This window comes from bacterium (assembly GCA_023228325.1).
In the GTDB taxonomy this organism is placed as follows: Bacteria; Auribacterota; UBA6266; order UBA6266; family UBA6266; genus UBA6266.
This window is the reverse complement of the sequence record JALOBK010000001.1, coordinates 1,317,875-1,339,677: the sequence shown is the minus strand read 5'-3', so window position 1 is coordinate 1,339,677 and position 21,803 is coordinate 1,317,875. Positions and strand designations below refer to the sequence as shown.

Annotated in this window: 25 protein-coding genes; all 25 read right to left on the bottom strand. The window is 43.4% G+C overall.

Going from position 1 to position 21,803, the window contains the following annotated elements:
* Nucleotides 1–6: 6 nt before the first annotated feature.
* The 25 genes from nadA to M0R36_06305 all read right to left on the bottom strand — a co-directional run bounded on the left by nadA (nt 7) and on the right by M0R36_06305 (nt 21,755).
* The gene (gene nadA / locus M0R36_06425) at nt 7–915 is read right to left on the bottom strand and encodes a quinolinate synthase NadA (protein MCK9555433.1); all 909 of its coding nucleotides are present in this window, start codon (nt 913–915) and stop codon (nt 7–9) included.
* Nucleotides 912–1,268: an aspartate 1-decarboxylase gene (locus M0R36_06420; GenBank protein ID MCK9555432.1), complete on the bottom strand. Its 357-nt coding sequence runs from the start codon at nt 1,266–1,268 to the stop codon at nt 912–914. The genes nadA and M0R36_06420 overlap by 4 nt, the downstream gene beginning before the upstream one ends.
* A gap of 18 nt (nt 1,269–1,286) precedes the next feature.
* The gene (gene panC, locus M0R36_06415) at nt 1,287–2,147 is read right to left on the bottom strand and encodes a pantoate--beta-alanine ligase (GenBank protein ID MCK9555431.1); all 861 of its coding nucleotides are present in this window, start codon (nt 2,145–2,147) and stop codon (nt 1,287–1,289) included.
* 80 nt (nt 2,148–2,227) lie between these two features.
* Nucleotides 2,228–3,016: a 3-methyl-2-oxobutanoate hydroxymethyltransferase gene (gene panB, locus M0R36_06410; GenBank protein ID MCK9555430.1), complete on the bottom strand. Its 789-nt coding sequence runs from the start codon at nt 3,014–3,016 to the stop codon at nt 2,228–2,230.
* 9 nt (nt 3,017–3,025) lie between these two features.
* Nucleotides 3,026–3,520 (bottom strand): 2-amino-4-hydroxy-6-hydroxymethyldihydropteridine diphosphokinase, encoded by a 495-nt coding sequence (folK, locus tag M0R36_06405; GenBank protein ID MCK9555429.1) that lies wholly within the window; start codon nt 3,518–3,520, stop codon nt 3,026–3,028.
* Nucleotides 3,504–4,685, bottom strand: a complete 1,182-nt coding sequence (locus M0R36_06400) for an LL-diaminopimelate aminotransferase (protein ID MCK9555428.1) — start codon at nt 4,683–4,685, stop codon at nt 3,504–3,506. The genes folK and M0R36_06400 overlap by 17 nt, the downstream gene beginning before the upstream one ends.
* Before the next feature lie 41 nt (nt 4,686–4,726).
* Complete coding sequence (gene dapB / locus M0R36_06395) at nt 4,727–5,533, bottom strand: 4-hydroxy-tetrahydrodipicolinate reductase (protein MCK9555427.1); 807 nt, start codon at nt 5,531–5,533, stop codon at nt 4,727–4,729.
* 21 nt (nt 5,534–5,554) lie between these two features.
* Complete coding sequence (dapA, locus tag M0R36_06390; GenBank protein MCK9555426.1) at nt 5,555–6,421, bottom strand: 4-hydroxy-tetrahydrodipicolinate synthase; 867 nt, start codon at nt 6,419–6,421, stop codon at nt 5,555–5,557.
* A 47-nt stretch (nt 6,422–6,468) separates the two neighbouring features.
* Nucleotides 6,469–7,275: a diaminopimelate epimerase gene (gene dapF, locus M0R36_06385; GenBank protein MCK9555425.1), complete on the bottom strand. Its 807-nt coding sequence runs from the start codon at nt 7,273–7,275 to the stop codon at nt 6,469–6,471.
* Nucleotides 7,276–7,295: 20 nt separating this feature from the next.
* Entirely contained in the window at nt 7,296–8,543 is a 1,248-nt protein-coding gene (lysA, locus tag M0R36_06380) for a diaminopimelate decarboxylase (protein MCK9555424.1), read from the bottom strand.
* Complete coding sequence (locus M0R36_06375) at nt 8,536–8,928, bottom strand: hypothetical protein (protein ID MCK9555423.1); 393 nt, start codon at nt 8,926–8,928, stop codon at nt 8,536–8,538. The genes lysA and M0R36_06375 overlap by 8 nt, the downstream gene beginning before the upstream one ends.
* Nucleotides 8,929–8,933: 5 nt before the next feature.
* Entirely contained in the window at nt 8,934–10,319 is a 1,386-nt protein-coding gene (gene argH / locus M0R36_06370) for an argininosuccinate lyase (GenBank protein MCK9555422.1), read from the bottom strand.
* Entirely contained in the window at nt 10,306–11,514 is a 1,209-nt protein-coding gene (locus tag M0R36_06365; protein MCK9555421.1) for an argininosuccinate synthase, read from the bottom strand. The genes argH and M0R36_06365 overlap by 14 nt, the downstream gene beginning before the upstream one ends.
* A 20-nt stretch (nt 11,515–11,534) precedes the next feature.
* Complete coding sequence (locus M0R36_06360; GenBank protein ID MCK9555420.1) at nt 11,535–12,725, bottom strand: aspartate aminotransferase family protein; 1,191 nt, start codon at nt 12,723–12,725, stop codon at nt 11,535–11,537.
* A gap of 8 nt (nt 12,726–12,733) precedes the next feature.
* Nucleotides 12,734–13,618, bottom strand: coding sequence for an acetylglutamate kinase (gene argB, locus M0R36_06355; protein MCK9555419.1), 885 nt, complete (start codon nt 13,616–13,618; stop codon nt 12,734–12,736).
* An 8-nt stretch (nt 13,619–13,626) separates the two neighbouring features.
* The gene (argJ, locus tag M0R36_06350) at nt 13,627–14,835 is read right to left on the bottom strand and encodes a bifunctional glutamate N-acetyltransferase/amino-acid acetyltransferase ArgJ (protein ID MCK9555418.1); all 1,209 of its coding nucleotides are present in this window, start codon (nt 14,833–14,835) and stop codon (nt 13,627–13,629) included.
* Nucleotides 14,835–15,857 carry an N-acetyl-gamma-glutamyl-phosphate reductase gene (argC, locus tag M0R36_06345; GenBank protein ID MCK9555417.1) on the bottom strand — a complete coding sequence of 341 codons (1,023 nt, stop codon included), beginning with the start codon at nt 15,855–15,857 and terminating at the stop codon, nt 14,835–14,837. The genes argJ and argC overlap by 1 nt, the downstream gene beginning before the upstream one ends.
* A gap of 154 nt (nt 15,858–16,011) precedes the next feature.
* The gene (rpsI, locus tag M0R36_06340; GenBank protein ID MCK9555416.1) at nt 16,012–16,401 is read right to left on the bottom strand and encodes a 30S ribosomal protein S9; all 390 of its coding nucleotides are present in this window, start codon (nt 16,399–16,401) and stop codon (nt 16,012–16,014) included.
* 3 nt (nt 16,402–16,404) lie between these two features.
* The gene (gene rplM, locus M0R36_06335; protein ID MCK9555415.1) at nt 16,405–16,833 is read right to left on the bottom strand and encodes a 50S ribosomal protein L13; all 429 of its coding nucleotides are present in this window, start codon (nt 16,831–16,833) and stop codon (nt 16,405–16,407) included.
* A gap of 126 nt (nt 16,834–16,959) precedes the next feature.
* Nucleotides 16,960–17,538: a CvpA family protein gene (locus M0R36_06330; GenBank protein ID MCK9555414.1), complete on the bottom strand. Its 579-nt coding sequence runs from the start codon at nt 17,536–17,538 to the stop codon at nt 16,960–16,962.
* Nucleotides 17,539–17,700: 162 nt separating this feature from the next.
* Nucleotides 17,701–18,624 carry a radical SAM protein gene (locus M0R36_06325; protein MCK9555413.1) on the bottom strand — a complete coding sequence of 308 codons (924 nt, stop codon included), beginning with the start codon at nt 18,622–18,624 and terminating at the stop codon, nt 17,701–17,703.
* Nucleotides 18,621–19,475 (bottom strand): ARMT1-like domain-containing protein, encoded by an 855-nt coding sequence (locus tag M0R36_06320; GenBank protein MCK9555412.1) that lies wholly within the window; start codon nt 19,473–19,475, stop codon nt 18,621–18,623. Before M0R36_06320 ends, M0R36_06325 begins: the two co-directional genes overlap by 4 nt.
* A complete protein-coding gene (gene def / locus M0R36_06315; protein ID MCK9555411.1) occupies nt 19,459–19,959 on the bottom strand; it encodes a peptide deformylase in 501 nt (166 codons plus the stop codon). Before def ends, M0R36_06320 begins: the two co-directional genes overlap by 17 nt.
* Before the next feature lie 21 nt (nt 19,960–19,980).
* The gene (gene thiD / locus M0R36_06310; GenBank protein ID MCK9555410.1) at nt 19,981–20,778 is read right to left on the bottom strand and encodes a bifunctional hydroxymethylpyrimidine kinase/phosphomethylpyrimidine kinase; all 798 of its coding nucleotides are present in this window, start codon (nt 20,776–20,778) and stop codon (nt 19,981–19,983) included.
* Nucleotides 20,775–21,755 (bottom strand): tRNA 4-thiouridine(8) synthase ThiI, encoded by a 981-nt coding sequence (locus M0R36_06305; protein ID MCK9555409.1) that lies wholly within the window; start codon nt 21,753–21,755, stop codon nt 20,775–20,777. The genes thiD and M0R36_06305 overlap by 4 nt, the downstream gene beginning before the upstream one ends.
* Nucleotides 21,756–21,803 lie beyond the last annotated feature (48 nt).

The window sequence follows — 21,803 nt, the reverse complement described above, 5'->3', positions numbered from 1 at the left end:
ATAATTTTATTTTACCGAAAGCATTTTTTGAATCGCACTTAATGCCTTTTTGCCTGTACTTTCAGGCACTTTAACCTCAAACCTCTCATCTTTAAGCGAAGACAGAACTGAATCCAGGGTTATGGATTTCATTTCACGGCAGACCATATTAAAACTCGCGGGAATAAACTCTTTCCCGGGAGCGGCTTTTTTCAAAGGCCATAACATGCCTATCTCAGTCGCGACAATTATAGTTTTTGCGGCTGTTTTTCCGGCATAATCAAGCATCCCTGCCGTACTTAAAACAGCATCCGCAATTTCAAGCACTTCCGCCCTGCATTCGGGATGGGCGATAACTTCCGCGCCCGGGTGGGCATCTTTAACCCTCAGAACTTCTTCCCTTGTCAGACAATCGTGCACATAACAGTACCCGTCCCACAATATCAGTTCCTTATCCACCATGGAAGCTACAAATGACCCGAGGTTCCTGTCCGGGACAAAAATCACTTTCCCGGAAGAAACCGATTTTACGACTTCAACCGCATTTGAAGAAGTGCAGCAAATGTCGCTTTCGGCTTTTACCTCGGCAGGCGAATTTACATATGTTACAACAGGAACACCCGGATGGTTTTTTTTAATATTTCTCAACGCATCCGCCCCAATCATATCCGCCATCGGGCAACCGGCGCTATTTTCCGGCAGATAAACTTTTTTGCCCGGGTTTAATATTGAGGCGGTCTCCGCCATAAATCTTACCCCGCAAAGCACTATTATTTCCGAATCGGTTTCGGAAGCCGCCTGCGCAAGTTCGAGCGAATCGCCGGTGATATCCGCAATTTCCTGCACTTCAGGCCTCTGATAATTATGAGCGAGTATCAGGGCCTTCCTGTCTTTTTTGAGAATTTCTATTTCATTTAAAGTTTTTTTGTATTTCATTTCTTTTTAACAATCCTGTTTTCGCTGTCTACAGCGACAAATGAGGGATGGAAATCCCTCACTTTTTCTTCGGAGACCATACAGAACGCCATTATTATCAATTTATCTCCCTTTTCCCCAAGCCTCGCCGCTGCGCCGTTAAGTATGATTTCGCCCGAACCCCGCTTCCCATTTATAACATATGTCTGAAAACGTTCGCCGTTATTCAGGTTGGCGACTTTTACAACTTCATACGGAGCCAGATTTGCCGCCTCCGCCAGTTCTTCGTCTATAGTAATACTCCCTTCATAATTCAGCGATTTATCCGTAACAGTCACCCTGTGTATTTTAGATTTGCACATCATTCTTAACATTTTAATTTTTCCCCTTTCTTATTTCCTTTTTCCCGGCGTTTTGACAATGATATTATCTATAAGCCTTGCCCCGCCAAGCTTAACAGCTATGGCAATCAAGGCGCCGGATTCCACACGTTTTAAGGCTTTCATACTGACCGGACAGACTATCTCTATATAATCGATTTTCCCTCCTGTAGCGGAATTGACAGCCTTCGCTATGCGCTTCTTGATTTTAAGGGCGTTTCTTTCTCCTCCCATAATAATTTTTTCCGCCATTTTCAGCGATTCGTATATGGCGGGAGCCTTTCGCCTTTCATCCGCGGAAAGATAGCTGTTTCTTGAACTCATTGCGAGACCGTCTTTTTCCCTGACTATCGGCATAACCTTAACCTTTACGGAAATATTCAAATCTTCGGTCATCTTCTTTATTACGAGCGCCTGCTGCGCGTCTTTTTGACCGAAATATGCTGTGTCGGGCTGAATTATGTTAAATAACTTTAATACGACTGTTGTAACCCCCTTGAAATGGCCCGGCCTGTCTTTTCCGCACAAAGGCAAGCTCAAATCAGTTTCTTCGACAAAAGTCGAAAACCGGAGCGGGTAAATCTCTCCGGCGGAAGGGAAAAACAGGATATTAACTTTTTCGTTTTTACATATTTTTTTATCGTTTTCAAAACTCCGCGGATAAGAAGAAAAATCTTCGCCCGGCAAAAACTGTATCGGATTAACAAAAATACTGGCTACCACTATGTCGTTTTCGAGGCGTGCTTTCTTAATAAGGCTTATATGTCCTTTATGAAGAAAACCCATCGTAGGGACAAAACCTATGGTTTTGTTTTTTTTCTTCCAGGCAAGAACCTCTTTTCTCATCTTATCTATTTTTTTAACTACAATCACATTAATTCCTTACTATAAAATATTTTAATTATTAAAATTTCAATATTATTTTTTATTTTTCCTGTTTAAGTGTTAACTATTTAATACGAATGTTCCTTATCGGGAAACTCGCCTTTGCGCACTTCATCCGCATACTTCTTTACGGCATTTTTTATCACGCCGCCGGCATCGGCGTAAACCTTCACAAATTTTGCTTTTTTCTTTTCATACAACCCCGTTAAATCACTGAAAACCATTATCTGCCCGTCACAAAAAGGACCGGCCCCTATTCCAATAACGGGGACATCAACCGAATCCGACAGCAATTTACCTACCTCAGCCGGGACGCACTCCAGCACAATCGAAAAGGCACCCGCATCCTGTAAAGATTTTGCGTCTTTCAGCAAAAGCCCTATTTTCTCAGGTGTTTTCGCCTGGACTTTATACCCTCCGAGGACAAGTACATCCTGAGGGGTCAGGCCAATATGGCCCATTACGGGGACACCTCTCTCGACAAGCAGTTTTACTACAGAAGAAACCTCTGTCCCGCCTTCGATTTTTACGGCTTGCGCGCCGGCTTCTTTTATGAAACGCCCCGCGTTATAAATCGTCGATTCGGTCGAAACATTAAACGACATGAAAGGCATATCCGCTACAATAAGAGAATTAAGTCCGGCCCTTACGACAGCCTTTGTATGATGCAGCATCTCATCCACCGTCACAGGCAAAGTATTATCATAACCGAGAGCCACCATGGACAGGGAATCGCCCACCAGCACAACATCCGGAGCCGCATCCCTGCAAAGCGAGGCAGTTGCCCAATCGTATGCCGTAACCGCAACAATTTTTTTACCGGAAACCTTTAACTTTTTGATATCTTCCGCATTCATTTTTTCACACTACGCGATTTTTTCCGCGGATTGTCCCGAATCTTTAAGTTTTCTTATGTAATATTTAACGGTTTTCTTATAAACCGGGTGCTTCAGACGGCCGTTAATTTCACACAGGGGAAGCAGCACAAACAGCCTTTTATGAAAGGAAGGATGAGGGATCTCAAGCGATTTTCTTTTCATGCTTTTCTCTCCGTACAGTATTATGTCCATATCAATAATCCTGTCGCCTCTTTTTGACGGCCTTCTTCCCATCTTTTTTTCTATTTTCTTCATCTTTTTTAAAAGAGCAAGCGGTTTAAGAACAGTCTTAACTTTTATAACAGAATTTAAAAAAAACTTTTTTGAAATAATACAGACTGGACTGGTCTCATACAACGACGACTGTGAAATAATTCTGATCTTATTGTCTGATTGTAAAAACTTTATGCCTTGTTCGATATTTAACTTTTTTTCCCCCAGATTAGAACCCAGGCCGATATAGACTTCAACTTCTTTTTTCATGCAGCTTTCTGATTCTTTCAAGCGCTTCCATGATCCTGCCTTTATCCCTTGTAAGCGCAAACCGGACATATCCCTCCCCATCTTCGCCAAAGCCGTTCCCGGGAGTGCATACTATATTGCATTCCTTAAGCAGTACCATAGTCAGTTCGGAAGAAGTATATCCCGGAGGGACTTTGAGCCATATATAAAAAGTAGCATCCGGTTTTTCCGCTTTCCAGCCTAAATTATTCAACCCTTCAACGAATATATCTCTTCTTTCCTGGTAAATCTTGTTAAACCGCCTTGTATCCGATTCTCCTCTCTCAAGAGCTTCTGCACCGGCTAACTGGATTGCCTGAAATATGCCTGAATCGATATTGCTTTTTATTTTTCCGAGGCCTTTTATGATATCCGGGTTTCCAACAGCAAAACCGATGCGCCAGCCGGTCATGCAGAAAGTCTTGGACAAAGAGTGGAATTCTATCCCGACATCTTTCGCCCCGTCAGCCTGAAGAAAACTGGGCTGTTTTTTTCCGTCAAAAAATATCTCTGTATAGGCGGCATCATGGCACACTATAATGTTGTTCTTTTTTGCGAACTCAACCGTATTCTCAAAAAAACTTATATCACACGTTGCCGATGTGGGATTATTGGGATAATTCAGGAACATAAGTTTCGCTTTTTTTAATTCCTGCGCATCAATATCATGGTAACCGGGTAAAAAAGAATTTTTCTCCAGTAAAGGCATAAAATACGGGTCGCCACCCGCAAAAACGGTGGAGGAAAAATATACCGGATAACCCGGCTCAGGTATAAGAACGACATCTCCCGGATCCACAAAAGCAAGAGGCAGATGTGCTATCCCCTCTTTAGAACCTATCAACGGAAGTATTTCATCCTGCGGATCGAGGTCGATATTAAATCTTTTTTTATACCATAACGCTATGGCTTTTCTAAATTCCGGCATGCCGGCGTCAAGGGCATAGCTGTGGTTTTTCGGATCCTGCGCGGCCTTATACAGCCTTTCAATTATGTGCGTCGGTGTGGGTATATCCGGATCCCCCACTCCCAGGTCTATGATATCTTTCCCGTCCTGGAGCAGTTTTCTTTTAATTTTATCTATTTCCGCAAACAAATACGGGGGCAGTTTTTTTAATTTCTCGGAATATCCAGATTTAAAAGCCATTTTAATCTCCTTATAACAATCCCGGCTTCGAACCGTTTTACCTATTTCCCGAAAAGGACATCTTTCATAGTGTAAAAACCCGAAGGCCTGCCTTTCAGCCATATCGCCGCCCTCACCGCGCCCAGGGCAAATGTATCGCGTGTATGGGCAGTATGCTTAATTTCTATTTTCTCTCCCGAGCCGCAATATATAACTGTGTGTTCTCCGACAACATCTCCTGACCTTACGGCATGAATACCTATCTCGTCCTTCTTCTTCTCCCCGCAAATACCCTCCCTGCCGTAAATAAATTTTATATTCCTTCCCTTGGCGGCAAGGGCTTTTTTTATTGCTTCGGCAAATGACAGAGCGGTGCCCGACGGGGAATCCTTTTTCATTTTATGATGGCTCTCTATAATTTCTATATCGTACTCTTCGCCAAGCATTAAAGCAATATCTCCCGCAATCTGCAGCAACAGATTCACACCGGCGCTCATATTGGATGAAACCAGAACCGGTATGGTCTTGGCGCAAATCCGGATTTTATCTTTATCCTCTTCCGTTAACCCTGTGGTACCCACTACAACAGGCACTTTTTTGTCTGACGCCGCCCGAACATTTGAAACAACGGAATCCTTTGATGAAAAATCTATAAGGACATCGGCATTTTCGAGCGCATTTTCAAGGGAATCGGAAATAACAACACCGCTTTTGGGATTACCGGTTATATCCCCGGCATCCAGACCGACGCTTTGATGGGCTTTCGCCTCACACGCGCCGGCCAGTTTCACCCCGTCCATGGAAAGGACAAGAGAGATTATCCTTTTTCCCATTCTTCCGGAAGCGCCGCATACAACAATTTTAAGCATCTTTCTTCCCCTTCATTTTTATTACAGTAAACCGTATTGTTCAAGCTGTCTTTTAATCAGCGATCTTGATTTTTCAGTCGGGCTGACAAGAGGCAGCCTGAATTCCTCTTCAATCATTCCTTTCATCGCCATAGCTGTCTTGATAGGAATAGGGTTGGTTTCAATAAACATAACTTTACACAAATCAAAAAGTTTATAGTGTAGTTCCCTTGCGCTTTCAATATCTCCGTCTTCCATCGCAGATGTAAGTTCTTTCATATCAGCCGGCACAATATTGGCTATCACAGAAATTACGCCGCTACCGCCGATTGCCATTATGGGCATTGTCATCGAATCATCGCCCGACAACACGGTTATACCGCAAAGTGACATAATCTTGGATATCTGGTCCATCTGCCCGCTGGCTTCTTTAATCGCAACGATATTACTTAATTCCGACAACCTGGCAACTGTTTCGGGCTCTATGGATACGCCCGTCCTGCCCGGGACATTATAAACTACTATGGGTATAGGGACTTCGGTCGCAATTGCCTTATAATGATAATATAAACCTTCCTGCGTGGGTTTATTATAATAAGGTGTTATTACCAGCGCCGCATCGGCCCCGGCATTATAAGCATGCTTCGTATATTCTATGGCTTCTTTCGTGTTGTTTGATCCAGTGCCGGCTATAACAGGAATCTTTTTCGCCGTCTCGCTTATAACTGTCTCTATCACCTTTTTATGCTCTTCGGGTGTAAGAGTGGCTGATTCTCCCGTAGTACCGCAGGGCACTATCCCCGATGTGCCGTTTGCAATATGCATCTGTACAAGTTCCCTTAAAGATTCTTCATGCAGCCGGCCGTTTTTAAATGGAGTCACTATAGCGACAAAAGAGCCTTTAAACATTTTTACCCCCTGGAATATTTAATTTAATCATATCTTTAAACTGATTTTCAGAAACCATATTCAGCAACATATATTAGCTTTGCGGGTCCGGACATGTAAACATTTTTGTAGGATCCGTCCCCGATTTTAAAATCGACAATAATACTGTCACCGCTTTTTGTAACCACTTTTACGGGCGCTTTCACATTTTTTTGCCTGTGTGAAATTATCGCGGAAGCTACGACACCCGTACCGCAGGCAAGGGTCTCTGCCTCAACCCCGCGCTCGTAAGTTCTGACTTTTACCAAGTTGTCAGAGTTTATTTCAACGAAATTCACGTTTGTCCCGGAAGGCTTAAACTCAGCCGCGTTTCTGATCTTCCTGCCGAGCCCCTCAACATCAACCTGCTCTACTTTTTCCACAAACAATACCGCGTGGGGGACACCCGTATTTATAAAATCAAGCTTTACCTGTTTATCCGGAAACAAAATGCAAACATCCGCCTTCAAATCACGCGGGTCGCTCATTTTGATTTTTATCATATCACCTTCAACAGAAGCAGACAGCATCCCCGCCATAGTCTCTACTGTCATTTTTCTACCCGCAATCTTATTGTCATAGGCGAATTTTGCTATGCACCTGGCCCCGTTACCGCACATTTCGGCTTCACCCCCGTCGGGGTTAAATATCCTCATTTTAAAATCCGCTTTTCCGGAATTCTGAAGCAGTATGACACCGTCCGCGCCTATGGATTTCCTGCGGACGCACATTTCAGCCGCAAGAGAATTCTCCGGAACAGGAAATATTTTTTCCCTGTCATCGATAACTATAAAATCATTTCCCGCGCCTTCCATCTTGGAAAACCTTATCCGCATAAAATAAAAACCCCTCGTATCTAAACATTCGGATTATCAAAACGTATCAGGTCAAGATATTCTTCTCTCTTCCTGATCATCACATCTTCGTTCCCATCCACCAGGATTTCCGCCGCTCTGGGCCTGGAATTATAATTACTGCTCATAACAAAACCATATGCCCCGGCGCTAAAGACACAAAGATAATCATCCTGCGAAATACGCCCTATTTTTCTGTCTTTCGCGATAAAATCGCCTGATTCACAAACAGGTCCGACCACATCGCAAAGAACGCTGCCGTTATCATGCCTGGTTACAGGTTCTATCCTGTGGTATGAGCCGTAAAGGCTGGGCCTTATAAGGTCATTCATCCCCGCATCAACAATAATAAAATTTTTCGCTCCCGATTTTTTCAGGTATTGAACCTGTGTAAGCAGGACGCCGCTGTTACCGGTAATATACCTTCCGGGTTCAATTATCAATTTTACGCCCAGAGATTTTATCTCTTTTATAATAGCTTCGGCAAAAGCCGGAACATCAAAAGGCTTTTCATCCTCATATACTATGCCCATCCCCCCCCCGATATCCAGATAGCTGAGCGGGGCAATATCTTTTGCCACTTTCTCGGCCAGTCGTGTTATTTTCCTGACAGCATCTATATACGGTTCTATCTCGGTTATCTGGGAACCGATATGCATCTGAATACCTTTAACCGCCAGGTTCTTAAGACCGGACGCCTTTTTATACAAGTCATAACCTCTCTCTATATCAACCCCGAATTTATTTTCGCTTTTTCCCGTTGTTATATACTTATGGGTTTTAGGATCGACATCGGGATTGATTCTTACGGCGACATTGGCCTCAACCCCCAAATCTCCGGCAATTGCGTTAATTCTTTCCGCTTCCTGCTCCGATTCAACATTAAACATCAGTATGTTCTGTTCTAGGGCATATTCTATCTCATCACATGTTTTACCGACACCGGCAAAAACGACTTTCGACATATCCGCATTAATTTCTTCAACCCTGAACAATTCACCGCCGGACACGATATCGAAACCGCTGCCTTTTTCTTTCAAAACCCTGAGAATCCCGAGATTAGAGCAGGATTTAACCGAGAAACATATCAAATGGTCGATTTTTTTAAACGCATCCGATAACCGGTCAAAACCGTCACAAACAGCTTTTTTGCTGTACACATACAAAGGGGTCCCGTATTTTTCTATAAGATCTTTCGCCCTGATATCTTCACAGAATAATTCGCCGTTACGATATTCAAAATCATTCATTTCCGCTTATCTCCATCACCAAACTCAGTATCCTTCTCCTTAAATCTTCATCTGTGTGAGCCTGAATAAAAAGTTCAATATTGTTTTTCAGGTTTTCAGCCGGAGCGTAATTAAAAGCGCTGTCTTCGGCATCAAGACTCTTGAGAATATCATTTTTCTGCAAATCTTTCATCGCCCTGTAAACAATAAGTTTATCGGCCCCGATTTTCCTGGCCACTTCACCGGGCGCTTCGATCGAACTCCTGTTCCGGTAAAAATGAACAAAAACTTCCAGGTGGACAAGAGACTTAATAACATGTCTTATAAACCAAACGACATGTTCATCAAGCCTGTATTTCTCGGCCAGGCTTTTTTCCGTAACATTCTGACGACGGAAAAATATCATAGGTTTTATCTGCTTTTTTTAAGCCATTTCCCGATTTCTTTTTTAACTCTGACAGGTGCTGTGCCTCCTTGAGATTTTTTGTTCGCCACAGAGTTTTCTATATCCAAAACCGCCAGTGAATCAGATCCAAACTTATCCGAGAAACCGCGCAGTTCTTCAAGTGTAATCTCCCGAGGGTTCATTGTCGCTATCTCAGATAACATCATTTTACCTATAATATGATGCGCATCCCTGAAAGGCACTCCTTTGCTGACAAGGTATTCAGCCAGGTCCGTCGCTAAAAACCCGAGGTTTGATCCAAGCACTTCATTTAATACCCTGTTATTCAATGTAATTCCACGTATTAAATCAGCCATAATTTCCAGACAGGATGACACAGCGTCAATCGAGTCAAATAACGGCTTCTTATCCTCCTGCATGTCCCTGTTATAGGTCATAGGCAAACCTTTCATTGTCACAAGAATTGATACAAGATTGCCTACCATGCTTCCGGTCTTACCCCTCACAATTTCTGCGACATCAGGATTTTTTTTGTGGGGCATCATACTCGAACCGGTGCAGAAATCCTCCGGCAGATTGACAACATTCACGGCTGACGAGGAATAAAAAACCAGGTCTTCGCAGAGCCTGCTGAGATGTATGCCTGTCACCGATATGATCGAAAGCATTTCAATAATATAATCCCTGTCCGCGACCGCATCCATACTGTTCCGGCTTATTTTTGAAAATCCAAGTTTTTTAGCGACATAACCCCTGTCAATCGGCAGGCTTGTGCCCGCCAGCGCGCACGAACCGAGAGGCATCTCATCCAAACGGTTAAAAAGACCTTTCAACCTTTCCTTATCCCTCTCAAGCATATATATAAAGGACAGCATGTAATGGCCGAAAGTCACGGGCATAGCCAGCTGCATATGTGTCATCCCGGGAAAAACCGTATCCGAATAAGCATAAGCTTTTTCCGCTATTGTCCCCTGAAAGGCCTCAATAAGCGCGGTTATTTGCTTTGCGGCATCTTTTAAATACATTTTTACATCCAGCGCGACCTGATCGTTCCTGCTCCTCGCCGTATGCAGTTTTTTGGCGGCTTCACCTATTTTTTCGGTCAACGACCTTTCTATGGCCATATGTATATCTTCATCGGAAACGGAGAATTTAAAATCGCATTTTTCAATATCTTCCCCGACTTTCTTCAGCCCGCCGATTATTTTAATGCTGTCTTTCCGGGAAATTATACCGGTTTTAGCAAGCATTTCGGCATGAGCGATACTGCCCTTAATATCATACTTATACAACCTGATATCCACAGAGAGAGATTCGGTAAAACGCTCTACCCCGGAATTTGTGGGTTTGGAAAACCTTCCGCCCCACAATTTTTTCTTATTTTTTTCCATATTTTTTACCATCCAGAATTTTCTTAATCCTCATCCTTAATCCGTTAATTTTTATAAAACCGCCGGCGTCTTTCTGATCGTATACGCTGTCTTTCTCAAAAGTGGCAAAATCTTCGCTGTAAAGGGAAAATGCGGATTTCCTGCCGGTAACAATGCAATTTCCCTTATATAATTTCAGTCTGACTGTCCCGGATACTTTTTCCTGTGTTTCATTAACCGTATTCCTTAATATATTCATCTCGGGAGAAAACCAATAACCATTATACACAAGTTCGGCATATTTAAGGGCAAGAGAGTTTTTAAGATGCTGAACTTCCCTGTCAAGAGTTATTGATTCCATAGCAATATGAGCTTCCCTCAGTATAGTCCCTCCCGGAGTTTCGTAGACTCCCCTTGATTTCATTCCGACATACCTGTTTTCAACCATATCCACCCTTCCTATGCCGTTGGCTCCGCCGGCCTCATTCATATACTGCAGCAGGGCGGCAGGGCTCATTTTCCTGTCGTTGACAGATACAGGAATCCCTTTTTCAAAACCGACCTCGATATAAACCGGCTTATCAGGCGCTTTTTCGGGACTGCAGCTCATAACAAACATATCTTCCGGCGGCTCCATCCAGGGATCTTCCAGTATCCCTCCTTCAAAACTGATGTGAAGAAGGTTCCTGTCGGAACTATAAGGGTTTTGCTTTGATACCGGAATCGGTATTTTTTTCTCCCTGGCGTAATTTATCAAATCCGTCCTTGACTTGAAATCCCATTCCCTCCACGGAGCAATCACCTTCAGCCCGGGCGCAAGAGCCGCATATGTAAGTTCAAACCTTACCTGGTCATTACCTTTACCCGTAGCGCCGTGAGATACCGCCGTTGCATTTTCCTTCAGAGCAATTTCAACCTGCTTCCCGGCTATCAGGGGCCTGGCTATTGATGTCCCCAGCAAATATTTATCCTCATAAACAGCGTTAGCCTTCAGCATTTCAAAAACATAATCGCGGGCAAACTCCTCCCTCAGGTCTTCTACATAAACCTTTGAAGCCCCCGTGTCTTTTGCCTTTTTTTCAATCCTGTCCAGTTCTTTTCCCTGCCCCAGGTCCGCGGCAAAAGCAATAACATCATATCCTTTTTCTTCCTTTAGCCACTTTAATATCACCGAAGTGTCTAATCCCCCGGAATACGCAAGAACAACTTTCTCCATAAAATACTCCCGTCCCTAAGTTAAGACACATTTTTAAAAACTTCATCAACTATATTAATCGCCATATCAATTTCCGATTTTTTAACTGTCATTGACGGCACAAACCTTAGCACATTACCCGATGTACAATTTATTATGAGATTCTTTTTAAGGCATTCATTGAATATTCCGCCGCCTTCAATATTCAATTCCATACCCAACATTAATCCTACACCTCTCACTTCTTTGATGAAAGGATATTTGGATTTAAGGCCTTCAAGTTTTTTCCTCAGATAACCGCCTTTTTTGACAGCCTTATCAAGAAAACCATTTTCCCCTATAACCTCAAAAACCGCCAGCGCCGCAGCGCAGGCAAGCGGGTTGCCGCCGAAGGTAGACGCATGGTTCCCGGGTTCAAGGACATCGCATACTTTTTCGCCGGCGACAGCAGCTCCTATGGGAATCCCTCCCCCCAGCGTTTTAGCCAAAGTCATAACATCCGGCTCAACATCATAATGCTGGTAAGCAAACATCCTGCCTGTCCTGCCCATGCCGGTCTGTATCTCGTCAAGTATCAAAAGCATATCATTTTTATCGCATAAGTCTCTGATATACGCGAGATAGTCTTTATCCGAAACGTTAATTCCTCCTTCACCCTGGATAGGCTCAAGCATAACGGCAACCGTTTTATCCGTAACAGCCTTTGCCAGTTCATCCTTACTGCCAAATCCCACATATTTAAAGCCCGGGACGAGCGGTTCAAAACCCTTGTGGTATTTTTCCTGCCCCGTAGCTGTCACAGCCGCAAGAGTCCTGCCGTGAAATGATTTTTTCATCGTTATTATTTCATATCTTCCCGTTTGACTCCCGTATTTCCTCGCAATTTTAAAAGCTGTTTCATTGGCTTCGGCGCCGCTATTACAGAAGAAACACTTCCCCTTAAAAGAATTTTCTATTATCTTTTTGGCAAGCAGCGGCTGATGTTCCATCATAAAATTATTGGGCATATGGATAAGAGTGGACGCCTGTTTCTTTATGGCTCCGGCCACTTCCGTGTTACAATGTCCCAGCCCGCTGACAGCCCAACCCGGAAAAAAATCCAGATATTTCCGGCCGTTTATATCCCAAACCCATGAGCCTTTGCCTTTAACGATAACTATGGGATTCCACATATATGTTTTCATAACATATGTGTTGTAAAACTTAATAATATCCTCAGCTGAATTCTGCATCCGTCACCTCATACGATAATTTCAGTTCCTATTCCCTTGTCAGTAAAAATTTCGAGCAAAAGAGAATGCTGGATTTTAACATCTATTATGTGTGTTTTATGAACCCCCGATTTTACTGCATGAATACAGGAATCCACCTTGGGCAGCATCCCGCCCGTTATAATTTTGCTCATCTTCAATTTTTCGATCTCCCGCACATTAATGGAAGGGACCAGATATGCCTCGTCATTACCCCTGTTAACCATTACGCCTTTCACATTGGTCAAAAACACAAGTTTTTCCGCCTTAAGAGCGGCTGCAATCTCTGCCGCGGCATGGTCGGCATTTATGTTGAAAACTTCCCCCTTTTTCCCGTAGCCGAGAGGCGCGATAACAGGGATCATGCCTTCATCGCAGATTTTCCTGATCTTCGCGGGATTTACCTTTTTCACTTCACCCACATAACCGAGGTCTATTCCCTTCCCGGGATTTTCAGGGTCCAAAAACCTCTTTTTCGCGGCGTTTATTATCCTGTCCCTGTTTCCTGAGACCGGTTTTGCCCTGCCTCCGAATTTTTTTACTAAAATAACCAATTCTTTATTCACCGATTCAAATAATGTTTTCTCGACAATCCTGATGGTCTCAAGATCCGTAACCCTGAGCCCGCCGGAAAATACCGGCTCTTTACCTGCTTTTTTCATTTCCTTCGATATAGCGCTGCCGCCTCCATGCACCAGGACAGGCTTCATCCCGACAAGCTCCATAAAAACAATGTCCCTCAACACATTATTGTTTATAGCCTTATCGGACATGGCGTTTCCGCCGAATTTTATGACAACAACCTTATCCCTGAAGCGTTGTATATACGGCATCGCTTCTATAAGAACAGCTGCTTTTGAAATAGCCTTTTCCAAAAAATCTCCTAAATATTAATTTCTATGTACCTTCTGCCGATATCACATGTCAGGATTTCTTCCTGATAACATCCCAGCGAAAGATCTATAAAAATATCTACTTCCCTTTGCTTCATATAGGTCTTCAGAAGGTGCTCGGAATCTTCCACTGCAATTCCTTCCTTTACAGCCTGGATATCTCCGAATCTAACACTTATTTTATCGGCGGATATCGCCGCTCCTGAATAACCCAGCGCGTCCATGAGCCTCCCCCAGTTCGGATTCTGCCCGTACAGAGCGACCTTGAACAACAGGGAATTTGACACAGCCCTGGCCGCAAGCGATGCGTCTTTCCTGGTTTTTGCCCCTGTTACTTTAACCTTAACAAATTTTGTAGCCCCTTCCCCGTCTCTTACTATCATTTCCGCAAGCGCAAGGCATATACTGTTAAAAGCCGCCCTGAACGTTTTCTCATCGGCGGAATTCGGCTTAACTTCAACTTCCGAAAGGCCGTTAGCCATCGCGATTACAGAATCGTTGGTGCTCATATCGCCGTCTATATTGATCCTGTTGAAGGACATTTCAACGGCATCAGCCAAAATCTTTTTCATCTGGACGGCAGTTATTTTTGCGTCGGTGGTAATAAAAGCAAGCATTGTAGCCATATTCGGATTTATCATACCGGCGCCTTTTGCCATAGCCCCGATCCTTACCTTCCCGCCGTTCAAAGTTACTTCATAAGCCAATTGTTTTTCCCTTGTATCAGTAGTCATTATAGCTTCAGCCGCATAATGCCCGCCCTCAGAGGATATTCTCTTGGAAAGGTATTTTAACCCTCTCTTTATTGTTTCAACGGGAAGAGGGACCCCTATTTTACCCGTAGAGCACATCGCGACCATATTTTTTTTCAAACCGAGAATATCAGCAACTTCTTCAGTTATTGCATCGGCGTTTTTATATCCCTGCTGACCCGTACAGGCATTGGCGACGCCGCTGTTTATTACAACAGCCCTCAGCCTGCCGTTCCTGAGGCGCAGCCTGGATAACAATACGGGAGCGGCCGGAAGAACATTTGTTGTGAATAAACCTTTCGCAACAGTATCTTCCGCGTCGGAATATATTATAGCCAGATCTTTCTTCCCGCTTCTTTTAATGCCGCAATGGCCGCCTGTGGCTTTAAACCCTTTGGGAGTGGTTATGCTTCCCTGAGGTATATTTCTGATAAAAGATTCATTCATCAAATTAATCCTTCTTTCTGGTCAAAGCCATATATAATATTCATATTCTGGACAGCCTGACCGGCTGCCCCTTTAAGCAGGTTGTCTACCGTGGATACGACTATCAGTTTCCCCGATTCAGAGTCGTAACCAAACCCGATGTCACAGAAATTATTCGCGCTGATATCCTTTGTATGGGGAAGTTTATGGGCCGGATACACCCTTACAAAAGGGCTCTTCCCGTAAAAATCGGCATATATGCCGATTATCTCTTCTAATTTTATTCCTTTCTTAATGTCCGCATATATGGTGCTTAAAATTCCGCGTGATGAAGGAACGACATGAGGCGTAAAAAGAACACTGGTTTTTCTGCCCGAAATCCTGGCCAATTCCTGGATCATTTCGGGGGTATGCTGATGCTGTCCGATTTTATAAGCCCAAACGCTCCCGTCACATTCCGGAAAATGAAAACTGAGGCTGGCTTTCCTGCCCGCTCCCATAATGCCCGTTTTGGAATCAACTATGAAATTATCTGAACTGTTGATATTGTTTTTCAGCAGCGGAGCCAGGCCCAGGATCACGCTTGTCGGATAACAGCCGGGGTTGGCAATAAGATTCGCGGACCTGATATCATTTTCATACAATTCCGGCAATCCATAAACCGCTTTTTGAACATTATCTTCATCCACATGCTTACAGCCGTACCATTTTTCATAATCACCGGCATTTTTAAGCCTGTAATCCGCGCTAAGATCTATAACCTTTTTGCCCCGTTTCAGGAAAAAAGACGCGAACTTCATGCTCACCGTATGGGGAAGCGCCAGGAAAACAACATCCGCATCAGCGGCGGCTATCTCCTTTTCAAAAGGATAGCATTTAATATGGGTAACATGTTTTAATTCGGGAAATTCATCATCAATAAACACTTCCTGTTCTATTTTGGCCGTCAAAGACACGATTTTCGCGCTCTTATGCCTTGTAAGAATTTTTACTATCTCTTCCCCTGTATATCCCGTAGCCCCTACTATTGAAGCCTTAACCATATCTGTCTCCTTTAAAATACCTTACGCGTTTAAAATGTATTCGATTATATTTTACTGCAACAAAAGTGTCAAACGTTTCTAATGTAAAGTTTTATAAACAATGGATAAAAAAAAAGGGCAGAGGTAAGTCCTCTGCCCTGATAAACGCATAATATTAACGTTTCGAGAACTGGAACCTCTTTCTGGCGCCGGCCCGGCCATATTTTTTTCTTTCTTTTTTCCGGTCGTCTCTTGTAAGATGCCCTTCTTCTTTAAGGCGCCCTCTGATACTGAGATCCGCCCTGACAAGAGCCCTGGCTATGCCGTGTCTGATAGCCCCGGCCTGACCCGCAACTCCGCCGCCCTTAACTCTGATTATTACATCATACTTGCCCATATTATTTGTATCCAATAACGGCCTTTCAACAAGCCTGATTAAATTTTCCATATTAAAGTATGTTTTTAAAGGTTTATCATTCACTTCAATTTTCCCCTTTCCCAGCATCATACGAACCTGGGCAACAGAGGTTTTCCGCCTTCCGATAGCTCTATATTCTTCAATCATCGCCTATTTAACTCCTAAATTCAGATTTTCCGGCTGCTGAGCCGCATGAGGATGTTCACAACCGGCATACACCTTAAGCTTTTTTATAATGGCGCTGCTCAGTTTGTTCTTCGGCAGCATGCCTTTAACCGCATGAAAAATGACCATTTCCGGCTTCTTTTCCATAACTTTCTTAATCGGCACAATTTTCTGCCCGCCCTGATATTCGCTTTTCGAAATATAAACTTTCTGTTCTTTTTTTCTGCCGGTCAGCTTAACTTTTTCAGCGTTGATGACCACAACAAAATCTCCGGTATCGGCGTGCGGCTCAAAAGTAGGTTTATTCTTTCCCCTCAAAATATCGGCTACCCTGGTGGCCATCCTTCCCAGGATCTGCCCTTCCGCATTTACCAGATACCATTTCCGGCTTTTTTCTTTGCTTTTCTTTTTCATATTATCCTGTTCCGTAACAATTCCCTCAACATATCTAAAAAACAGACGCATAATTTAACATACGTCTAATACCATGTCAACACTAAATTTTATCAGTTTTCAGGTTGCCCGCGGGGCGGTTTTTATTCACGATTTTTTCCGCTTCGCATAACCCGGGCTGCCGTGATTCCTGCTGATAATTTCCTGTTCAGCCAGATTATCTTCCGAACCGGTAATGGCTATGCTTGTCCTGTAAGCGCCGTTAAAAATATTGAATATCATTCCTGCTATCACGGAATGTTCGCCGCTTTCCACAACGGCAGGAGGCACTTCCGTAAATGTTCCGATAAACAAACAGCCATAAAAAACAATCCCAATCATTAATGTCCTTTTTAAACATCCGACTACCGCGCCTCCGTACTTCTCAAAGTTATCGACAAACCTCATCTGCAGAACCGAATGAAAGAATTTTTGGACTAAAACGCTGGCAAAAATTATTAAGGCGCATATAATCCCGAAAGCGATAAAGCCTGAAAACCTTTCTCCTATGGGTATTAGATTCTCTATCTTTGCGCCGACATCCTTATAAAAATGCAACGCTAAAATACCGGCTGAAACAAAACCGATAAGCGAAATAATCCCCGCGGAAAAACCTCTCTGCATGCCCTTTCTCGCGCCATGTAAAATTATTATAAGTAAAATTATATCAAGCCAGTTAAAAAACATAATATTCACCCCGTACCAAATATGAATTTTTGAACTTTTTTTCCGGAAAGAAGCGGAAGAATAATTTTAATTTCGACGGATACTAACACCTTGCTCTTTCGGTGTCAAGAAATTACGGGTAAAATATTATTTATCGACGTGAAAAAAGGCTATATCAGGGAATCATGGTTTGAGCACATAATACACTTTATTCTCAAATCTTTTTTCTTCCACCTTCCTTAATTTTACAAGTTCTTCAAGTATCTTTGCCGCGGCAAATTTTGTCGCGCCGAACGAGTTCATAATCTCTTCAAGCGTCGCAGGATGGCTTTCCAGAAGGCCAAGGAGATTTTCCGCGTTCAATCTGCCTTTTTCAAATTGGGGGACCTCCGGTAAATTGCCTATGACATCCGCCCTATCCCCCAACTGATCCGCTATCTTTATAAGCGTATACCTGTCGACAGGCAGTATATTTTTTTCGGACGGCGGCCTGATAACGGTATTCAAATGAACCTTATCCGGCTTAATCTTTTTTATAACCTCTGAAAATTTTGCGATTTCGGAGCTGTTGTCATTTATGCCTTTGACAAACATTATTTCAAGCCATATCCGGCCCATAAACTCTTTCCTGAACTCAATAAGCCCGCTGATAATCTTTTCCACATCCGCCCCTTTAAACGGCCTGTTTATCTTTTGAAATATCTCCGGGGAAACAGCATCCAGGGAAGGCATAACCAGGTCCGCGCCGAGCAGGTCCCGTCTCACTTCGCCTGAACTTATTAATGAACCGTTGGTAATCACACAGATTTTTTTTGAAGCTGATTTTTTTATTTCCTGTATTATATACCCCAAAGACGCATTCAAAGTCGGCTCTCCCGAACCGGAAAAAGTTATCCAGTCATATTGGATATTTTCACTGTTGAATTCGTAAAACTCATCTATAACCTCTTCAGGGGAAACATAATCCTTTCTCTCTGTCACACAGCTTGCGGTAGACGACAACTGGCAATAAACACAATTGAAGGAACACGTTTTCAAAGGGATAAGGTCAACACCGAGCGATAATCCCAACCTGCGTGATATAACAGGACCGTACAAATATTTCATTTTCCACCTTTATACTTGAAGATTATATCCCCGACTTTCACATTTAAATGTTTTGCAACCACCTTGCATTTTGCTTTAAGCATAAAGAACACATCCTTGCCTTTCATATCTTCCAATGCCTCATAATTACCCTGTCCTTTGCTTATGACCATATCGCTTTCCTTCATTGTCTGCAGAAATTCGGCGCTGCACAGGCTTAGCACCGTGCCGGGCGCGCAGGAGCCGCTTTCAACAACGCGGGTAGTCCCGTCAATTCCCGCTATCAACGCGTCTTCAACGGTGGCATCATTTATTATGGGCGCCGACTTGACAGCGTACGTAATCTCTTTACCCTCCAATTCCTCGATAAGTATACGGTCGAAAAATGTTTCAGGGACATTGTCCGCGAGATACAGGATCGAACGCGATTTCGACAGAATCTTTTTGAAGTCATCGTAATCAAAATACGCGAAATCCTGGGTCATCACTTTTTCGATATCTTTTTCGGCGTCAAACTCGCCCGCCACGCCAAAATCAACAACGTTTCCCGCAATAGCACATCTAACCGCAGTTAAAAGTCTGTCTTTCGATTTATTGACTTTTTTCTTATATTTTTTATAGAATTCCGGTCCGAGATTATTATAATAATCTTTTATCCCCTTATAAGGGTCTTTTCTGCCCGTAATGAATTTTATTATCGAATGTATCTTCATCCCTGCTTCGGGCGGGGTCATATCCCTGTCCATATTTATTATCAGCTTAAGGCTTTTCTGTAAAATTTCTTCTCTCTGGCTTGCGGTGGACGAAAGTATATTCCCGGCTTCGACAGCCTGTTTTACGAAACAGGGTATGCATTCAAGATAGCATTTCATTTTTTTTGCTTTCCTTTATCAGCTTTTTCAATTTGCTTGAAGCAAGTTTCCTGCTTAAAAAAGTTGTCCTGTCAACAATCAGAATACCGTCAAGATGGTCTATCTCATGCTGCAGCGCGCGCGCAAAAAGGCCGCAGGCCGTTATGTTCACTTCACAGCCTTCATCATTTAAGCCCCTTACTTCAACTTCTCCGGCCCTCTCTATTTCAAATTCAATACCGGGAAAACTAAGGCAGCCCTCAACAGATGTTTCTTTCCCCCTTTTTTCCGTTATTTCGGGATTAACCAGAGCAACCCCGCCTTCTCCTATATCTATAACTATTATCCTTGCTGATTTTCCAACCTGGGGCGCGGCAAGGCCGACTCCCCTTTCCTCTCTCATTGTTTTAAACATATCCGAAATAAGTTTTCTGGTCTCTTCGGACCAAACCACTTTTCCCGCTTTTTTCCTTAACACTTCCGAACCGTATTTAAAAATTTTCATAATATTATTTTCGAATTTAATCTATAAAAATCTGGGCCTGACAAAATGGTTAACAGGACCGCAGCCTTTGCCGGGATTATATCCCTTTCTGATACCTTCTTCAACAAACTGTTTTGATATCCTCACGGACGCCTCAATGCCGTGCCCTCTCGCAATACAAGATGTTATGGCTGAAGACAAAGAACAGCCGGTGCCGTGGGTAAATGATTCGGCCTGTCTTTTTCCCTTAATGACCGCGCACCTGTTTTCGGAACACAGAACATCAAATGGGTCCCCCTTGAGATGTCCTCCTTTAATAAGAACGTTTTTTGCCCCCGTTTTCAATATTTTTTTCGCCGCCGAACGCATATCCCCGACCGATGATATTTTTATGCCCGTTATCTTCTCCGCTTCAAATATATTCGGTGTAACAACCGCAGCGCAAGGCAAAAGATCCCTGATAAGTGTCCGGACAGCGTCTTCTTCAAGAAGGGCATATCCGCTTTTGGAAATCATAACAGGGTCAACAATGATATTTTTAATCTTTTTTCCGGTAAAAAATCCTGCTACTTTTTTCACGGTCCCCGCATCACAAAGCATTCCGGTCTTTACCGCGTCCACGGCAAAATCATCAAACACCGCATTTAGCTGCTCGATAACAAATTCAGGAGGGACTTTAAATACGGATCTTACTTCTATTGTATTCTGAGCGGTCAGCCCTGTTATAACGCTGGCTCCATAGACTCCAAACGCGTAGAAAGTCTTAAGGTCGGCCTGGATACCCGCTCCACCTCCCGAATCAGAACCCGCTACTGTTAAGGCTATCGGTCTTTTTTTCATACAGGCGAAAACCCGGATTTTTCCGGCCTCCCCGGGGTTGCGGACAATCTCTTTTCTTTTCCGGCAATTTTATACACTATCTCCACCTTCTCAAGATTTCTCCCCTTGCCAAAATAAGATAACAGGGCCGCGGCGCTTTCAATATCCCTGTTTTTTCCGGGTATATAAACCGCCGCCGCGCCGGGGAAATCATAATGCTTCATATTAATCATGTTGCCCCCGCGTTCGTTCCATAACAGCAGGCTTTCGCTTTCGTTCCTCGCTATTATAATACGGCTGCCGTTCTTATTCCTGTAAAAACGCCCGTGTTTAATCAGGTCAACATCTTTTAAGGAAAATTCTCTATGTTTTATAAGATCCCTGAGCTTTCTGGAAAAATTCGAATCGGCAAGCAAACAGCCTCCCGCAGGCTGAGGAATCTTTTCTATACCAAAATGCCCGGCCAGGTCAATTTGTTTTTTCCTTCCTCTGCCGGATAAACCCATCAATTTACTCCTGTCCACTATTCCCGTTTCCTCAGGAACCGTCGGATTTAAATTAAGGGCGGTCAAAGGACGGAGAACATACCCTTTTAAAAAAGATTTTTTATCCATCATATACATTGTATCCCTGCTCTGTGTCATGGGCCTTTGCCCCAACACATCCCCCGTGACTATAAACGATGTCCCGGTTTTTCCGAACATACGCGCAGCCTCTTCATACATATAGACTTTACAGTCAATACACGGATTCATGTTCTTCCCCCTGCCGAACCGGGGATTTGCGACCAAATCAAGATAGTGTTCCTTTACCTTTTTTTTTAGAAGCCGTATCCCGTTTTTTTTAAGTATCTCTTCAATTTCTCCGGAAGCGGGTTTTTCAAAAAAAGGCGAAATAAACCTCAAAGCTATGACCCTGATCCCCTGCTGCCTCACCAGCAAAGCGGAAAGGACGCTGTCCAGTCCTCCCGAAAACAGGGCAATACACCCCTTTTTCAACAGATACCTCCTTAATACCCGAAAACAGGAATTTCATTTTACCACATT